The sequence below is a fragment of the Devosia indica genome (assembly GCF_003056405.1).
GTDB lineage: Bacteria > Pseudomonadota > Alphaproteobacteria > Rhizobiales > Devosiaceae > Devosia > Devosia indica.
Map to the genome: position 1 here is coordinate 52,961 of NZ_PYVZ01000008.1, position 16,193 is coordinate 69,153.

14 protein-coding genes are annotated in these 16,193 nt (G+C 62.5%); 2 read left to right on the forward strand and 12 right to left on the reverse strand.

Features of this window, described 5'->3' with window-relative positions; genetic code table 11:
• Window positions 1-297 precede the first annotated feature (297 nt).
• Window positions 298-1,533, reverse strand: a complete 1,236-nt coding sequence (locus DDE76_RS09550; protein WP_104893083.1) for an MFS transporter — start codon at window positions 1,531-1,533, stop codon at window positions 298-300.
• Window positions 1,534-1,539: 6 nt separating this feature from the next.
• Window positions 1,540-2,268, reverse strand: coding sequence for an MBL fold metallo-hydrolase (locus DDE76_RS09555; RefSeq protein ID WP_104893082.1), 729 nt, complete (start codon window positions 2,266-2,268; stop codon window positions 1,540-1,542).
• 81 nt (window positions 2,269-2,349) lie between these two features.
• Between DDE76_RS09555 and DDE76_RS09560 the strand changes: the two genes are divergently transcribed.
• A complete protein-coding gene (locus DDE76_RS09560; RefSeq protein ID WP_104893081.1) occupies window positions 2,350-3,021 on the forward strand; it encodes an ArsR/SmtB family transcription factor in 672 nt (223 codons plus the stop codon).
• 103 nt (window positions 3,022-3,124) lie between these two features.
• Here the strand turns inward: DDE76_RS09560 and ykgO are convergent, their stop codons facing one another.
• Complete coding sequence (gene ykgO / locus DDE76_RS09565) at window positions 3,125-3,250, reverse strand: type B 50S ribosomal protein L36 (protein ID WP_046105532.1); 126 nt, start codon at window positions 3,248-3,250, stop codon at window positions 3,125-3,127.
• Between the two features lie 182 nt (window positions 3,251-3,432).
• On the opposite strand from ykgO, the gene DDE76_RS09570 reads away from it, so the two are divergent.
• Complete coding sequence (locus DDE76_RS09570; RefSeq protein WP_157955736.1) at window positions 3,433-3,936, forward strand: response regulator; 504 nt, start codon at window positions 3,433-3,435, stop codon at window positions 3,934-3,936.
• Between the two features lie 17 nt (window positions 3,937-3,953).
• Here the strand turns inward: DDE76_RS09570 and DDE76_RS09575 are convergent, their stop codons facing one another.
• From DDE76_RS09575 to DDE76_RS09610, 9 genes are all read right to left on the reverse strand, one after another.
• On the reverse strand, window positions 3,954-4,973 hold the full coding sequence (locus tag DDE76_RS09575; RefSeq protein ID WP_104893079.1) for an ABC transporter ATP-binding protein: 1,020 nt from the start codon (window positions 4,971-4,973) through the stop codon (window positions 3,954-3,956).
• Window positions 4,973-5,959: an ABC transporter ATP-binding protein gene (locus tag DDE76_RS09580; RefSeq protein ID WP_104894880.1), complete on the reverse strand. Its 987-nt coding sequence runs from the start codon at window positions 5,957-5,959 to the stop codon at window positions 4,973-4,975. Before DDE76_RS09580 ends, DDE76_RS09575 begins: the two co-directional genes overlap by 1 nt.
• Before the next feature lies 1 nt (window position 5,960).
• A complete protein-coding gene (locus tag DDE76_RS09585) occupies window positions 5,961-6,881 on the reverse strand; it encodes an ABC transporter permease (RefSeq protein WP_104893078.1) in 921 nt (306 codons plus the stop codon).
• The gene (locus DDE76_RS09590; protein ID WP_104893077.1) at window positions 6,881-7,804 is read right to left on the reverse strand and encodes an ABC transporter permease; all 924 of its coding nucleotides are present in this window, start codon (window positions 7,802-7,804) and stop codon (window positions 6,881-6,883) included. The genes DDE76_RS09585 and DDE76_RS09590 overlap by 1 nt, the downstream gene beginning before the upstream one ends.
• Window positions 7,805-7,985: 181 nt before the next feature.
• Complete coding sequence (locus tag DDE76_RS09595) at window positions 7,986-9,560, reverse strand: peptide ABC transporter substrate-binding protein (RefSeq protein WP_104893076.1); 1,575 nt, start codon at window positions 9,558-9,560, stop codon at window positions 7,986-7,988.
• 314 nt (window positions 9,561-9,874) lie between these two features.
• On the reverse strand, window positions 9,875-10,033 hold the full coding sequence (locus DDE76_RS19540) for a hypothetical protein (RefSeq protein ID WP_157955737.1): 159 nt from the start codon (window positions 10,031-10,033) through the stop codon (window positions 9,875-9,877).
• Window positions 10,030-11,313 (reverse strand): acetyl-CoA C-acetyltransferase, encoded by a 1,284-nt coding sequence (locus DDE76_RS09600; protein ID WP_104893075.1) that lies wholly within the window; start codon window positions 11,311-11,313, stop codon window positions 10,030-10,032. The genes DDE76_RS19540 and DDE76_RS09600 overlap by 4 nt, the downstream gene beginning before the upstream one ends.
• A gap of 16 nt (window positions 11,314-11,329) precedes the next feature.
• Entirely contained in the window at window positions 11,330-13,291 is a 1,962-nt protein-coding gene (locus DDE76_RS09605; RefSeq protein ID WP_104893074.1) for a 3-hydroxyacyl-CoA dehydrogenase NAD-binding domain-containing protein, read from the reverse strand.
• A 186-nt stretch (window positions 13,292-13,477) separates the two neighbouring features.
• Complete coding sequence (locus DDE76_RS09610; protein ID WP_104894879.1) at window positions 13,478-15,943, reverse strand: acyl-CoA dehydrogenase; 2,466 nt, start codon at window positions 15,941-15,943, stop codon at window positions 13,478-13,480.
• Window positions 15,944-16,193 lie beyond the last annotated feature (250 nt).

Below are 16,193 nucleotides of genomic sequence, written 5' to 3' on the forward strand. Positions count from 1 at the left end.
CCATTGGCGTCGCGGGTTTTGGAAATGGACGTGTCCCGAGGCGCGTGCGTCTCAGTAAAACTAAGTAAATAGAGACGTCGCCGCCTCGGAACACCGGGTTTCTCCTGCTGTCGTGGCCCCTATTGATCGATCGTCGCAAGGTGGCCCAACGAGCAGGCGAGCCCTGGAGCGAATCCAGTCTCACCGGCTCCTCCCGCAACTGTTCGCTGCAGTCCGCCCATCGCGGGAGAGATGGGAAGAGGATAGCGGAGGTTTTGGGCGCGGGGATAACTCAGAACCGAGAGACAATGTGCGCGCTCAATGCGGCCGCGTCTCCTCCCCCCAAACCAGTAGCACAAGCCCTGAAACCAGCATGGCAACGGCCACAAACCAGAAGGCCGCTTCGATCTGGCCCATGAGGTTGGCGGCGAGGGCAAAGCCAAGCGCACCGATGGCATAGCCCAGATCGCGCCAGAAACGGTAGATGCCGATGGCCGATCCGCGCCAGGCGGGAGCGGCGATGTCCGCCACAGCCGCCGAAAGATTGGGATAGAGCAACGCCATCCCGAGGCCGGAAACCGCCGCCGAAAAGGACCACCAGGCAATGCCTTCTCCGAGCACCATTAAGGCAACACCCGCGCCACAGATCCACATGCCCAAGACATTGGGCCAGTGACGGCCGACCTTGTCCGAGAGCGGCCCGGTAACCAGTTGCGAGCCACCCCAGACCACACCATACATCCCCACCACCCAGCCGATTTCCGGCAGGCTCAGGCCACGGGAGAACAGGAAGACCGGGTAGATGACCCAGACCAGCGCATCGACGAATTTTTCGACGAGACCCGCCTGTGAGATCGCCGCAAGCCTGCGGTCGCGCCAGGACATCAGGGTGAAGACCTGCCAGGTGGAGAGGGGCGCAGTCGCAGCAGCGAATTTCGCTTCGGCATGGGCCCAAGGAAGCGTGTCGCGGACAAAGAAGGCCGAGAGGAAAAGACCAAGACCGATAACGATCAGGCCGAAGGCCAGAAGGCCCTCGCGCGGCCCCATAATGGTGGCAGCATAACCGGTGATGATGCCGGCAAGCGCCACCCCGACATAGCCGGCAAACTCATTGAGCCCGATCACCACGCCCCGCTGATTGGCCCGGGTGAGGTCGAGTTTTGAGGTCTGTGCCATGGACCAGCAAAGCCCCTGATTGACGCCCAGCAATACGGTCGCAGCGACGATCCAGTTCCAGTCGGGGGCCAGGGCGATCATCACCGGAATGGGGAGCGCCACCAGCCAGCCAAGCACCAGCACCTTCTTGCGCCCCACCCGCTCGGACAGGCGCCCGGCCACGAAGTTGAGCACGCCCTTGACCACGCCGAAGGCGATGACGAAGGCCGACAGGAGCACGAAGGAGCCCCGCTCCAGCCCGAACTCGCTTTCGGCCAGTGCGGGAACCACCGTTCGGGTCATGCCGATGGCAAAGCCGACCAGCAGCACCTGAACGAGCTGATGAACGAATTGGCTGCGGTTTTCAGCAATGCCGAACTGATGCGTGATAGCTGTCATTGCGCTTTAGCTGCGGCCAGCGTTGAGGGCGCGGGTTTGAGCCGCACCGGGCGGGGGCGGCGGTATGTCGGCGACCATTGCGGCAATGAAATCGGCCTCGTTCTCGATGGCAAAGGCCGTATTGAAGCGGCGCTCGAAGCCTATGGTCGAGGAGGGCTTGCCCGATAGCTTGCGCCCGCACACCGAGCCCGAAAACGCACCGGGCAGGACTTCGAGATGATCGGGAAGAGATTTGAGCCGCTGGGCGCTGGCAAAGAGATTACGCGCGCCCTCCTTGGCGCTGCTGGCCAGTTCGGTGCGCCCAAGGTCCCCAACCATCAGGGTATGGCCGGTCACCACGAACCAGGGCTCGTTCGTCCGTGTCCGGTCGGTGACCAGCAGGGAGATGTGCTCGGGCGTATGGCCCGGCGTGTGCATGACCGTCAGCGTGACATTGCCCAGTTCGAGCACATCGCCCTCGGCAACAGCGTGATAGTCGAAGGCCACGTCAGCGCTGTCATGCAGCACATATTTGCCGCCCGACGCTGCCGCCAGCTCACGGCCGGTCGAGATATGGTCGGCATGGACATGGGTGTCGATGACATAAAGGATCTTCATACCGGTCTGCTCGGCCGCCTCCAGATAGGGCGCGATGGGGCCGATGGGATCAATGACGGCACCGGAGGCCTTGCCGCCACAGCCGAGAAGATAAGAGGCACCGACCGGGTCGGTGTGCAGGAACTGACGAACGATCATTGCAGGGTCTTTCCTTGACAAGGCGGCCAAAGCCATTCATTCAATAATTCTGTTGAATGTGATAATAACATGTGACCGGCCATGTCAAGCACCACACCCAAGCGCGCCGTTTTCGCCCAATTCGCCCAAACGGCCAAAACCCTTGGTCACCCGGCCCGGATCGAAATCATCGAACTGCTGGCGCAGGGCGAGCGCAGCGTCGAGGCCCTTGCCGAGCGCGCGGACCTATCCATTGCCACGACCTCCCAGCATCTGCAGACGCTCAAGCGCGCCGGGCTGGTCAGCGCCAGGCGGGATGGCAAATTCATTCTCTATTCGGTGGCGGGAGACGCGGTGATGACGCTGCTGTCGGGGCTCAGAGTGGTGAGCGAACAGCACAATGCCGAGATGGACCGCATCGTGCGGGGCTATTTCAACCAGCGTGACGCCATGGAGCCGGTCTCACGCACCGAACTGCTCGAACGCGCGCGATCCGGACTGGTGACGGTACTGGATGTGCGCCCGGCGGATGAGTATGCGGCCGGGCACATACCGGGGGCCAACAATATTCCGCTTGCCGAACTCGAGCAGCGGATCGGCGAACTGGGCCGGACCCGCGAAATTATCGCCTATTGCCGCGGCCCCTATTGTGTTTATGCCTTCGAGGCGGTGGCTGCCCTGCGTCAGGCCGGATACGAGGCCCGCAGGCTGGAGGACGGCCTGCCGCAATGGCGCGCCGCCGGGCTGGAAATTGCGCAAGGCGACAGGCCCTAGCAGCAAGGTCTCCGGCAAACGGCCTTATTCATTCCCCCCCAACGCAACAAGGCCCGCAGTTTCGTGCGGGCCTTGTCGAAGTCAAATCAGTGGAGCGAAGCGCTTAGCCCTGGCGGGCCTTGAAGCGCTTGTCCACCTTGTTGATGATGTAAACGCGGCCGCGACGGCGGACGAGCTTGTTCGCGCGGTGGCGAGTCATCAACGCCTTCAGCGAGTTGCGGATCTTCATCTTACTAATCCTCGGTCAAACAAAAGGGGCGGCAAGGCGCCCGAAAACTGGCCTCTACATAAGGAAACCGAACCCGGCTGTCAACGCGCAATCGCGTGGCTTTCCCCCATTGCACAGTCGTTAACGCGGCAGTTATCGGCAAGGCCTATTCTGGTATGGAACAGAGTTCAGAATCGCCTCCCATGCCCAGCGAACAGATCACCAAATCCGGCATCTTGATCATCGACCCGCAGGCCAATATGGCCGCGCTGGTCGCCACCATGCTGCGCGGCCTGAAACGCCGCGACATCCGCGAAGCCTATGACGCCAACCAGGCGCAGGTCGAGCTTAAACGCCGCCCGTTCGAAATTATCATCATCGATGACGGGCTTGCCAAGCCAGGCGCCATTGACCTGGTGCGGCGCCTGCGCGCCAATGCCGAATGCATCAACCGGCTGACCCCCATCATCATGATGTCGGCCGCGCCCGACGCCACCCGTATTGCCGCGGCGCGCGATGCGGGGGTCACCGAATTCCTGCGCAAGCCGTTCGCCGCCAACCACCTCAAGACGCGGCTCGACAGCATTGCCGCCAATCCCCGGCCCTTCGTCGAGGCCGGCGGCTATGCGGGGCCGGACCGGCGACGGCAGGCCAAGGATGTCGGTGCGGCCGACCGGCGCAGCCAGCATGAGCCGGACGAGGTCTGACCCCGTCCGGACAGATCTCAGGCTTCGGCCAGAGCGGCCTTTTCGGCCTCGATCTCGCGCCAGCGGATGCAGGCGACCAACCGGCCATTCTCAAGGGTTTCGAGCGGTGGCCTTGTTTCGGCACATTGCGGCTGGGCATGCCGGCATCGGGTGCGGAAGGTGCAGCCCGAAGGCGGATTGATCGGAGAAGGAATTTCCCCCTTCAGCGCATCGATATTGCGTTGCCGCGCCAGCTTGGGGTCGGGGATCGGCACCGCGGTCAGCAAGGCTGTGGTGTAGGGGTGCTTGGGATCCTCATAGATCTCGTCGCCGGTTGCCAGCTCCACGATCCGGCCCAGATAGAGCACCAGAATGCGGTCCGAGACATGCCGCACTACGCTCAGATTGTGCGAAATGAAAATCAGCGTCAGGCCGAACTCGTCCTTGAGCTCGGCGAGCAGGTTGAGGATCTGCGCCTGGATCGAGACATCCAGCGCCGACACAGGCTCGTCGCAAACGATCAGCTTGGGCTCGGTGATCAGCGCCCGGGCAATGCCGATGCGCTGCGCCTGGCCGCCGGAGAACTCGTGCGGATAGCGATTGATCATCTCGGGCAGCAGGCCGACCGACTCCATGATCCGCACCACGCGGGCGCGGCGCTCGGTCTTGTTCATTTCCGGCCGCAGCGTGCGCAGCGGGTCCTCGATGATCTCGCCCACGGTCATGCGCGGGTTGAGCGAAGCGAGCGGATCCTGGAAAATGATCTGCAGATCAGCGCGGCGCTTGCGCATTTCCTCGGCAGGCACCCGCGTCAGGTCCTGGCCCAGCCAGAGCACCTGCCCCTCATCGGGGCTGATCAATTGCAGGATGCAGCGCCCCAGTGTGGACTTGCCACAGCCGCTTTCGCCCACAATGCCCAGGGTTTCGCCCTGGCGCACATTGAAGTTGATATCGGCCAGCGCGGTGAGGGTCAGCTGCCGCGAGAACAGGCCCGTGGCGATGGAGAAGGTCTTTTTGAGATCGCGGATCTCGAGCAGATTGGCGGGGGTCTGGTTCATCAGGCCACCTTTTTCGATTGCAGTGGGCCCTCAAAGAAGCACGCCTTTTCGCGCTCATCCCCCACCGGGGTCAGCGGCGGGCGCTCTTCCAGGCACCGGTCAAAACAGAAAGCGCAGCGCGGATTGAACGAGCAGCCCTTGGGCAGATGTTCAAGGCTGGGTGGCAGGCCCTGGATTGGGTCGAGCCGCGCGGCGCGATGCGCGATATGCGGGGTCGAATGCAACAGGCCCAGCGTATAGGGGTGGCGCGGATCGTAGAACAGGTCGTCGACCTTACCCTTTTCGACGGCGCGACCGCCATACATCACCATCATGCGGTCGGCCACGCCCGCAACCACGCCCAGATCATGCGTGATCATCACCAGCGAGGTGCCGAAGTCCTCGGTCAGTGTCTTGAACAGGTCCAGCATCTGCGCCTGCACGGTCACATCGAGCGCCGTGGTCGGCTCGTCCGCAATCAGGATCTTGGGCTGGCACAACAGCGCCATCGCGATCATCACGCGCTGCCGCATGCCCCCGCTCATCTCGTGCGGATAGGCATTGGCACGCTTGGCCGGTTCGGGGATGCCGACCCGCTCGAGCATTTCGATCGTCGTCATCTCGGCCTTGCGCGTGTCAAAGCCGCGATGCTTGACCAGCACCTCGGAAAGCTGCGTCTTGATCTTGAGGCTGGGATTGAGCGAGGTCATCGGATCCTGGAAGATCATGGCGATGTCCTTGCCGCGATAGGCATCGAGCCGCGACGGCGCCATGCCGAGCAGGTTGACATCACCCAGCACGGCCTTGCCGGTGGCCCGGCCGTTCTTGGCCAACAGGCCCATGATCCCGAGAAAGGCCTGGCTTTTGCCCGAGCCGCTTTCGCCCACCACGGCCAGGGTCTCCCCCGCCCGAAGGTCGAAATTCATCTCGCGCACAGCCTGCACCTCGGTATCGTGCAAGGCGAAGGTGACCGACAGGTCCTGGATGGAAAGTACGTAATCGGACATGTCAGCGGTCCTTGGGGTCGAGCGCGTCGCGCAGGCCGTCGCCGACATAGGTCAGGCAGAACAGCAGCGACACCAGAATGATGCCGGGATAGATCAGCATCCAGGGCGTCACCTCGGCCACCGGCGCACCGGTGGAGATCAGCGTGCCCAGCGAGGTCTGGGGTTCCTGGATACCCAGGCCCAGATAAGAGAGGAAACTCTCCACGATGATGATCTCGGGAATGGTCAGCGTGGCATAGATCACCACCGGCCCGGTCAGGTTCGGCACGATATGGCGGAAGATGATGGTCCAGGGCTTGGCACCGCCCGCCCGCGCCGCTTCCACGAACTCCTTTTCCTTAAGCGTCAGCGTCTGGCCGCGCACGATGCGGGCCATGGTCAGCCATTCGATCGCCCCGATGCCCACGAACAGCAGGATCGGATTGCGGCCGAAAATCACGACCAGGATGATGACAAACAGGATATAGGGCAGCGCATAGAGCATATCGACGATACGCATCATCACCGCATCGACCCGGCCGCCGAAATAGCCGGCAATAGCGCCATAGGCGATGCCGATCACCACCGACACGGTGGTGGCCACCAGCGCCACGATCAGGCTCATCTGCGTGCCGAACATGGTGCGGGCCAACAGGTCCCGGCCATTGTGGTCGGTGCCGAAATAGTGCCCGGCCTCGAAATCGGGGGGCTTGCGGATGCTGGCCCAATCAACCTCGGAATAGCCCCAGGGTACGAAATAGGGCCCCACAAAGGCAAACAGCACAATGGCGGCCAGCACGAACAGAGACACCATGGCAGCCTTGTTGGCCAGCATGCGCCGGATCGCATCATCGGTCAGCGAGCGACCCTTGGGCGCCTTGAGCGTGCTCAGCTTTTCCGCATAGCGGGTGAGCACCTCGTCTTTTTGAGTCAATCCGGCCATCAGCGGTACCTCACCTTGGGATCGAGCCAGGCATAGACGAGGTCCACGATCAGATTGAGCGCAATGATCAGCAGCATGTAGAAGAGCGTCGTGCCCAGCACCATGCCGTAGTCGCGATTAAGGGCGGCCTGAATGAAATAGCGGCCGATCCCGGGTAGGCCGAAGATCTGTTCGACCACAAGCGAGCCGGTGAGCAGATAGGACAGGCCCGGCCCAAGATAGCTGACCACGGGGATCAGGGCCGGCTTGATGGCATGGCGCGCCAGCACCAGCCGTTCGCCCAGTCCCTTGGAACGGGCGGTCCGCACATAATTGGTGCCCAGCGTCTCGATCATCGAGCCCCGCATCAACCGCGAAATGCGCGCCGCGTGGGCCCAGGAGAGCACCGCCACGGGCAGCACCAGATGCGCCCAGCTTCCCGGCACCCAGCCGCCCGCCGGCAGCCAGCGCAGATAGACGCCGAACCAGAGCTGAAGCAGTGCGCCGATGAGGAAATTGGGGACGATCACGCCGATCATCACCACCAGCACCAGCATGTAATCTGGCCATTTGTTCTTGTAGACGGCTGCGATCATCCCGGTGATCACGCCGATTGCCGTCGCGATGACGAAGGCGGTCAGCCCCAGTTGCAGCGAGAACGGCATGCCGATCGCCATCAACTCGGACACCGAGAAGTCGTAGGACGACATGGACGGTCCCAGATCTCCGCGCAGCACCCCGCCGATATAGAGCAGGTACTGCATGAACAGGGGCTGATCGAGATTGTAATAGGCGCGGACATTGGCCAGCACTTCGGGCGGAAGTGGCCGGTCGGAGTCGAACGGCCCGCCCGGGGCGGCGCGCAGAATGAAGAAGCAGACGGTAACGGCGATAAAGGCGATCGGCAGCGCCGAAAGCACGCGCCGCGTTGCATAGCGCAGCATTTTCTCTAGGGACCTGAGCGAGCAGAGCGACGCGGCCACTGGCCGACGGCTGGCTGCCCTCGAATAATCTTGAACGTACGAACCCGTACAGCGGTCACCGGCAATGTCGATGCATCGCACTATGCCGGAGAAGAAAGAGTCCGGCCGCCCGCTGGGGCGACCGGACCGCAGATTGGCCCGATTACTCGGACTTGCTCATCCAGCGGGTGCGATGCACGTCGCGAGCATTGGGGACGAAGCCCTCAATACGCGGCGAAACGGCATTGCGCGACACATAGAAGGCCAGCGGCAGGGCCGCATAGTCTTCCATGGCGATGGTTTCGGCCTGGGCCAGGATCTCGGCGCGAGCCTCAAGATCGAGCTCGGTGGCCGAGTCACGCAGCAACTGGTCGAACTCCGGATTGTTGTAGCGACCATAATTGTACTGGATGTCGCTACGCAGCAGTTCGAGCATGTTGATCGGATCGTTGTAATCCATCAGCCAGCCGGCACGGCCGATCGAGTCGAAGTCGTTGTTCTGCAGTGCATCATAGTGCACGGCCACTTCGGCATTGGACAGCTCGGTGGTGACGTGGATCTGCTCCCACATCGAGGAAATCGCCACCGCAAGGCGCTGGTGATTGTCGTTGGTGTTGTAGTTGATCGTGAGCTGCAGCGGATTGTCTGCCGAATAGCCGGCCGCTTCCATCAGCGCGCGGGCTTCTTCAACGCGCTCGCCATAGGGCGTATCGGCCCATTCATATTCGAAGGCGTCTTCGACATAGTTAGCCGTGCCGGGCGGGACCCAGGAATAGGCTGCCACTTCGCCCGTACCCCAAAGGTCGGGGCCGATCACTTCGCGGTTGATCGCCATCGAGATCGCCTTGCGGACATTGACGTCCTGCAGCTTCTCGGCGTTCTGGTTCATCACGTAGTAGTGCACGCCCTGGAAGGCGGCAACGGCTGCGTCTTCACCCAGCGCGGTCACCTGATCGGCCGGGAAGTCGGTCAGGATATCGAACTCGCCGGCACGGTAGCGGTTAACCGCAGCGGTCAGGTCGTCGAGCGCGTAGTACATGACCTCTTCGATCTGCACGTTTTCCGCGTCGTGATAGCTTTCGGACTTGACCGACTTGATGTGCGAACCGGGCACCCATTCGACCGGGGTGTAGGGACCATTGCCTACAATGTTCTCGGGCTGGATCCAGTCGTCGCCGAACTCTTCCACCACGTGCTGCGGCACGGGATAGGCGGTGTAGTGCGTCAGCGCGCCCAGGAAGAACGGCGCCGGATTTTCCAGCGTGATCTCAAGCGTCTTGTCGTCGATAGCGGTAACGCCGAGCTCGCTCAGCTCCATCTCGCCGGCATTGACGGCCTCGGCATTCTTGATCGGGTACTGCAGATAGGCGTAGCCGGCTGCGGTTTCCGGATTCATCAGGCGCTGGAAGGCGAAGACGAAATCACCAGCGGTCACCGGCTCGCCATCGGACCACACCGAATCTTCGCGGATCTTGAAGGTGTAGACCAGGCCGTCCTCGGACACTTCATAGGACTCGGCAGCACCCAGGATCGGTGCGCCTTCGGCATCTTCGGTCATCAGGCCTTCGATATAGTCGCCGACAATCCGGTTTTCCCAGTCGCCGGAAACGCGATGCGGATCGAGCGAAGCGGGCTCGCCACCATTCATCATGTGCAGGGTCTGTGCCTGCACGGCGCCGAAGCTCAAGCTGAACACGCTGGCCAGCGCAACGGCCTTAAGGGCTGTTGTGAATTTCATTATCGTCCCATCTCCTTGTGGAATTCTTCGCGTTTCTCTAACTGGCCGCCTTTGACGTCGGGCAGCTCATTCTTCTTCGCCGCCGGACCGGGGCCCGGCGAGCAAGATGGTGGACGGTATTACGCAAATCCGTCCACTGACAAGCAAAAGATTGACCTAAACGTCATCTGGCGGTCGATTGTGAATATCCTCAATTCAGCCTGCTGGGAGGCATGAATTTTTGCCGGATAAGGCAATGATGGAATCAGATGCTCTGGCGTCTGGATCAATCTTCAGCCTGCGCAAGCGCGTGCTAATTCGCCGCATCGCGCCGTTCAGCCCGGCTGCATGCCGCCCTGCACAAAAAATATGATGAGGGCCACGCCGACCAGCACGGCGAAGGGCACCCAGCCCGGCAAGGGGCCGCGCGGTTTCTTGACGGGCGGCTCGGGCGTCTTCTCGGGCCGCTGGAATTTGATGACGTTGTCGCTCATTGAGCGCTTTCTACCAGAGCTGCCACGCCCATGCCACCTGCCGTACACACCGAAATCAGTGCTTTCTTGTTAGCCTGGTTCGACAGCATCTTGGCCGTCAGGCCCAGAATGCGCGCGCCGGTCGCCGCAAAGGGATGGCCATAGGCCAGGCTCGAGCCCTTCACATTGATCCTGGCCGGATCGATCTCCCCCATGACGCTGTCGCGCCCGAGAACGTCCTTGCAATAGGCCGGATCCTTCCAGGCCTTGAGTGTGCACAGCACCTGCGCGGCAAAGGCCTCGTGCAGTTCGAAATAATCGATGTCATCAAACCCGATGCCAGCTTTTTCCAGCATTTCGGAAACCGCGATGGTCGGCGCCATGAGCAGGCCCTCACCATGGGCGAAGTCATTGCCGGCCACGCGCCCGGTGGTGAGGTACGCCAGGATCGGCAGGCCACGCGCTTTCGCCCAGTCTTCGCTGGCCAGCAGCACCCCGGCCGCACCATCGGTCAGCGGCGTCGAGTTACCGGCCGTCAGCGTGCCATGGCCGCTCGCTTTGTCGAAGGCGGGCTTGAGCGTGCTCATCTTGTCCAGATTGGCATCGGCACGGACATTATTGTCCCGCACCAGGCCGGCGCAGGAGACCAGGAGATCATCGTGGAAGCCCTCGTCATAGGCCGCCGCGGCATTGCGGTGGCTGGCCACGGCCAGTGCATCCTGATCCTTGCGGCTGATGCCCCATTCACGCGCCATCAGTTCACAGTGCTGACCCATCGATAGGCCTGTGCGCGGCTCGTTGACCGATGGGGCCACCGGGGTCAGTTCGCCAAAGGAAAAGCCCTTGAAGGCACCCAGCTTCTGACCCGTCGTCTTGGCTGCATTGGCCTTGAGCAGGCGATGCTGGAACTTCGGCCCAAAGACGATGGGGCTGTCGCTCACCGTATCCGAGCCGGCGGCGATACCGCTTTCGATCTGCCCCGAGGCAATCTTGCCGGCCAATACCAGCGCCGCCTGCAGGCTCGTGCCGCAGGCGATCTGCATGGTGGTGCCGGGGGTTCGGGGGCTGAGGCCTGCATCGAGCAGGGCTTCGCGGGCAATGTTGAAATCGCGCGAATGGTTGATCACGGCGCCCGCAATCACCTCATCCACCTTTTCGCCCTTGAGACCGAACTTGTCGGCCAGCCCACCCAGCACCGTGCCGAGCATGGACAGGTTGGTTTCGTCCGCATAGGCGGTGCCACCACGGGCAAAGGGAATGCGAGCCGAGCCGACAATGGCAACGCGTTTGAGTTCAGTCATTTGTGTTGTTCTCCTCTTACGCGCGGCCATCGGCCCTGGCCTTCATCGGCCCGCCCAGGAAAGGCGCAAAGCCGGTGCCCATGATGACGCCGATATCGGCCAGTTCGGGCGAGGCAACCACGCCCTCGGCGACCACCACTTCGGTCATGTCGACCAGCGGCCTGACCAGTTCCTTGCCCAGGCCAGCGAGGTCGGGATGGCTGGGCGTTTCGCCCTTTTGCGCCTTGCCCTTTTCCCATTTGTAGAAGCCCTCGCCGGTCTTGCGGCCCAGCTTGCCTTCGGCGATCAGCTTGGCAAACTTGCTGTCGGCCGGAATATCGTGGCCCAGTTCGGTGGCGACCGACTTGCCGACGTCGAGACCCACCGTATCCATCAGTTCGATCGGCCCCATCGGCATGCCGAAGGCGACGGCGGCGGCATCGAGCAATTCCTTGCTCTCGCCTTTTTCCACCCGCTCCACGGCGCCCAGCATGTAAGGCATCAGCACGCGGTTGACGAGGAAGCCGGGCGCGGACTTGACCACCACCGGCGACTTGCCAATGGCCTGGGCAAAGCTGGCGCCCTTGCCGATTTCTTCATCGGTATTGAAGGTCGAGCGGATCACCTCGACCAGCGGCAGTTGCGCCACGGGATTGAAGAAGTGCAGGCCGATCAGACGCGCCGGGTCCTTCAGTGCCTCGGCAATGCGTTCCAGTTCGATTGACGAGGTATTGGTGGCCAGGATCGCGCCGGGTTTGAGCTGATCCTCGATTCCGGAAAAGATCTTCTGCTTGACCTCAAGCTTTTCCACCACCGCCTCGATGATGACGTCGGCGCGGGACACGCCGGTACCCTTGGGGTCGGCGACAAGGCGCAGCATGGCGGCATCGACCTCGCGCTTCTTCTTGTAGCGCTTGCTGAACAGCGCCTTGGCCCGATCGAGTGCCGGCTTGATCCGCTCCATGTCCAGATCCTGCAAGGTAACACTCATGCCGCGATAGGCGCACCAGGCAGCGATATCGCCGCCCATCACCCCCGCGCCGATCACATGCACGCGGGAGAATTTCGCGCCTTTGAGGCCCTGTTTCTTGAGGCCCTCGGACAGGAAAAACACGCGCCTGAGATTGGTGGCGGTGGGTGACCCCATCAGCGGCACAAAGGCATCGACCTCGCCGCGGATCATCGCGCGCCAGTCATTGCCATGCTTTTCGAACAGGTCGATCAGCGCATACGGGGCGGGATAGTGCTCCTTGCGGGCCTTCTTGCCGGCCTGCTTGCGCATCTGGTTGGCAATGGCCTCGCGCACCAGCGGCAGGGCAGCCGCCTTCTTGATCGCTGGCGCCTCGCTCGACTTCTTCCTGGTCAGCACGGCCTTGCGGCCTTCCCAGCGCAACTGGTCGCGATGGCGCACCAGCTTGTCGACGAGGTTGAGGCCGCGCGCGGCGCCTGCCCGCAACATCTTGCCGGTGAGCATGATGCCCATGGCATCGACCGGTCCCGCCTGGCGGATCGAGCGGCCGGTGCCGCCGAAACCGGGGAAAATGCCCAGGTTCACTTCCGGGAATCCAATGCGGGTTTTCTCGTCATTGACCGCGATGCGGTAGTGGCAGGCCAGCGCCAGTTCGAGCCCACCGCCCAGGCAGAAGCCGTGTATGCCGGCCACCACCGGCACGGGCAGCGATTCGATGCGGGCAAACAGCGCATGGGTGCGCCGCAGTGCTTCTGGCAGCACCGAAAAATCGCTCATTGCGTCGAATTCGCTGACATCGGCGCCGGCGATGAAGCCGCTATCCTTGCCCGACAGGATCACCACGCCCGCCAGCTCGTCGGAACTGGCCAGGTCCTCGAAGCGCGCCACCAGCGTCTCGAGCTCCATGATGGCTTCGCGGCTCAGCGTATTCACCGAGGACTCGGGAGTGTTGATGGTCAGCCAGCCGATCTTTTCGAGATCGGTGTGAAAGCGCCAATGTCTGGTCTCGGTTGCCTGTGGGGCGATCATCTTCGTTCGGTCCTCTCTTGTTCCCCTCCCCTTTGAGGGGAGGGGTTAGGGGTGGGGGTTCAGGCGGCTCAACGCATTGTTGCGTCCCCTGAAAAGCCGGAACCCCCACCCTCAGTCCCTCCCCTCAAGGGGGGAGGGAGGCGCAGGCCAAGCCTGCATCGTTCAATTTTATCTACGGACGCTCTGCTATTCCGCCGCCTGACGCGGCGAGGTTTCCTTAAGCACGTCCTGATCGAAATCGTCGACATGCACGGCCCGGTTGGTGGCTTCGTCGGCGGCCCGCATGATGCCGGCCTCATTATCGCTCAGCACACCCGCCTCGACCGCGTCGGCAATCGCATCGCGATCCAGCCGGCGCTCAATCACGCCGCGGCGCGCCGCCTTGATGAACTTGGCTTCGATCTCTTCGGCCTCGGTCACCTTGAGCAAGGCATCTTCCAGAACGCCCGTCACGTCATTTGGGTCCATCGACACAAAGACGCCCGTGGTCAACCGGTCGCGGAAGGCGCCGGGCCGCAGCACCGACCGCACGAAACGATAGTTGACGCGGTCCGAAGCGGGCTGGGCGTGGCGGCCCAGCGGGAAACACAGGAACCGCATGGCCCAGGCAAAGACGGGGTTGGGGAAATTGGCAAAGACCTCGGCGAACTTGGCTTCGAGCGAGGCGACCCGATCGGCCATGATGGCCTCGACCAGTTCCTTGTCCTCGGCGATCGCGCCTTCTTCCTCGAAGCGCTTGAGGGTCGCCGACATCAAATAGAGGTCACCCAGGATATCGGCCATGCGGCCCGAAATCTTCTGCTTGCGCTTGAGCGCGCCGCCCAGCACCACCGTGGTCCAGTCGGCCACCAGGGCAAAATCCTGGCTATAGCGATGCAGGCGCCGGTACCAACGGGCCATCGAGCCTTCATTGGGCGCCGAAGCGAAGGCGCCATTGGTGAGGCCATGCAGGAAACTCGCCACGATATTGCGCAGCATGAAACCGGTATGGCCGCCAAAAGCCGCGTCGAAAGCTTCCAGACCCGCCCGCTTGTCCTTGTTCTGCGCCGCCTGGATTTCCTTAAGGAGATAGGGGTGCGCGCGCAGCACGCCCTGGGCAAAGGTCATCAGCGTGCGGGTGAGAATATTGGCACCCTCCACCGTGATCGCTACTGGCATGGACTGATAGGCGCCGAACAGATAATTGCCCGGCCCATCCTGGATGGCGCGGCCACCCTGGATGTCGAAGGCGTCGTCCATGCTGTCACGCATGGCCTCGGTGGTGGTGTATTTGAGCAGCCCGGCAATCACCGCCGGACGCTGGCCTTCATCGACCATCGAGGCGGTGAGGCGGCGTGCCGCCTCATACATATAGGCGCGCTTGACCATCTCGCCGAGCGGTTCGGCCACGCCTTCCATGATGCCCACCGGAATGCCGAACTGGCGGCGCACCCGCGCATAGGCCGAAGTGGCGCGCAGGGTCTGCTTGATCGACGTTGTGCCGATGGCCGGCAACGAAATGGCGCGGCCGGTGGACAGGCACTCCATCAGCATGCGCCAGCCCTGCCCGGCATAGTCGGTGCCGCCAATGAGGAAATCCATCGGCACGAACATGTCGGTGCCCCGCACCGGGCCGTTCATGAAAGCCTGACGGGCCGGGTAGTGGCGGCGGCCGATATCAAGCCCGGGATGGTCGTGCGGGATCAGCGCCAGGGTGATGCCGATATCCGGGCCACGCCCGAGCAGATTGTCAGGGTCCTTGAGGATGAAAGCCAGGCCCACCAGGGTGGCGATGGGCGCCAGCGTGATGTAGCGCTTGTCGAAGGAGAGGCGCACGCCGAGCACTTCCTGCCCGTTATGCATGCCCTTGGTGACAATGCCGATGTCGCGCATACCACCCGCGTCGGACCCCGAATGCACCCCGGTCAATGCAAAACAAGGCACCTCGCGGCCATCGGCAAGGCGATGGAGGTATTTTTCCTTTTGCGCCGGTGTGCCGTATTTTTCCAGCAGTTCGCCCGGCCCAAGGGAATTGGGCACCATGACGGTGATGCCGGCAGCGACCGAACGGCTCGATATCTTGGAGACGATCATCGACTGGGCCTGAGCCGAAAAGCCCAAGCCGCCATGCTCCTTGGCAATCAGCATGCCCAGGAACCCCTTGGACTTGAGAAAGTCCCAGAGTTCGGGGCTGAGATCGGCGCGATTGTGGCGGATATCCCAATCGTCGATCATCTTGCAGGCGGTTTCGGTGGGCCCGTCGAGAAAGGCCTGTTCCTCGTCGGTCAGGGTCAGCGGCCGAATGCCGGTCAGCTTGTTCCAGTCCGGGCGGCCGGAGAACAATTCGGCGTCCCAGCCCACGGTACCGGCATCGAGCGCCTCCTGTTCGGTGCGGCTGACCTTGGGGAGGATGGATTTGACCGCGCCGTAAATTGGCGTGGTGAGCACCGCCATGCGGATCGGCTTGACCGACAGGGCCAGCAAGAGGGCGCCGAAGACGATCAGCACCCAGGATAACCAGCCCAGCCCATAGACGGCGCCGGACTGGGTGAAGTCCAAACCCGACACCACGCCGATCACGGCGAAAGCGGCGCCCCACTGCCAGAGCGGGCTTTCCCGCATGGCCAGAGCACCAAACGCCACCAGACTGATCGCAACCAGCAACAGGGTCATCGCCCACATCCTCCTCTTGCAACATTGCCCCAAGCTGGGGAGCAATGCTGTCTTCAACCAAATGCGGGACCGCCACGAAAGTTTCGCCCCGCTCCCCCTCGCCAAGCGCAGCCTAGCGCCACCACGGGGATCTGTTGAAGACAGTTTACTCAGATTGACGCATACGTCAACCAGATGCCGATAAGGGCCACGCTCGGGCGAGCGCTTGCCAATGTCTTGGGCAGCCAATTGACGCTAACGTAAACAAGTG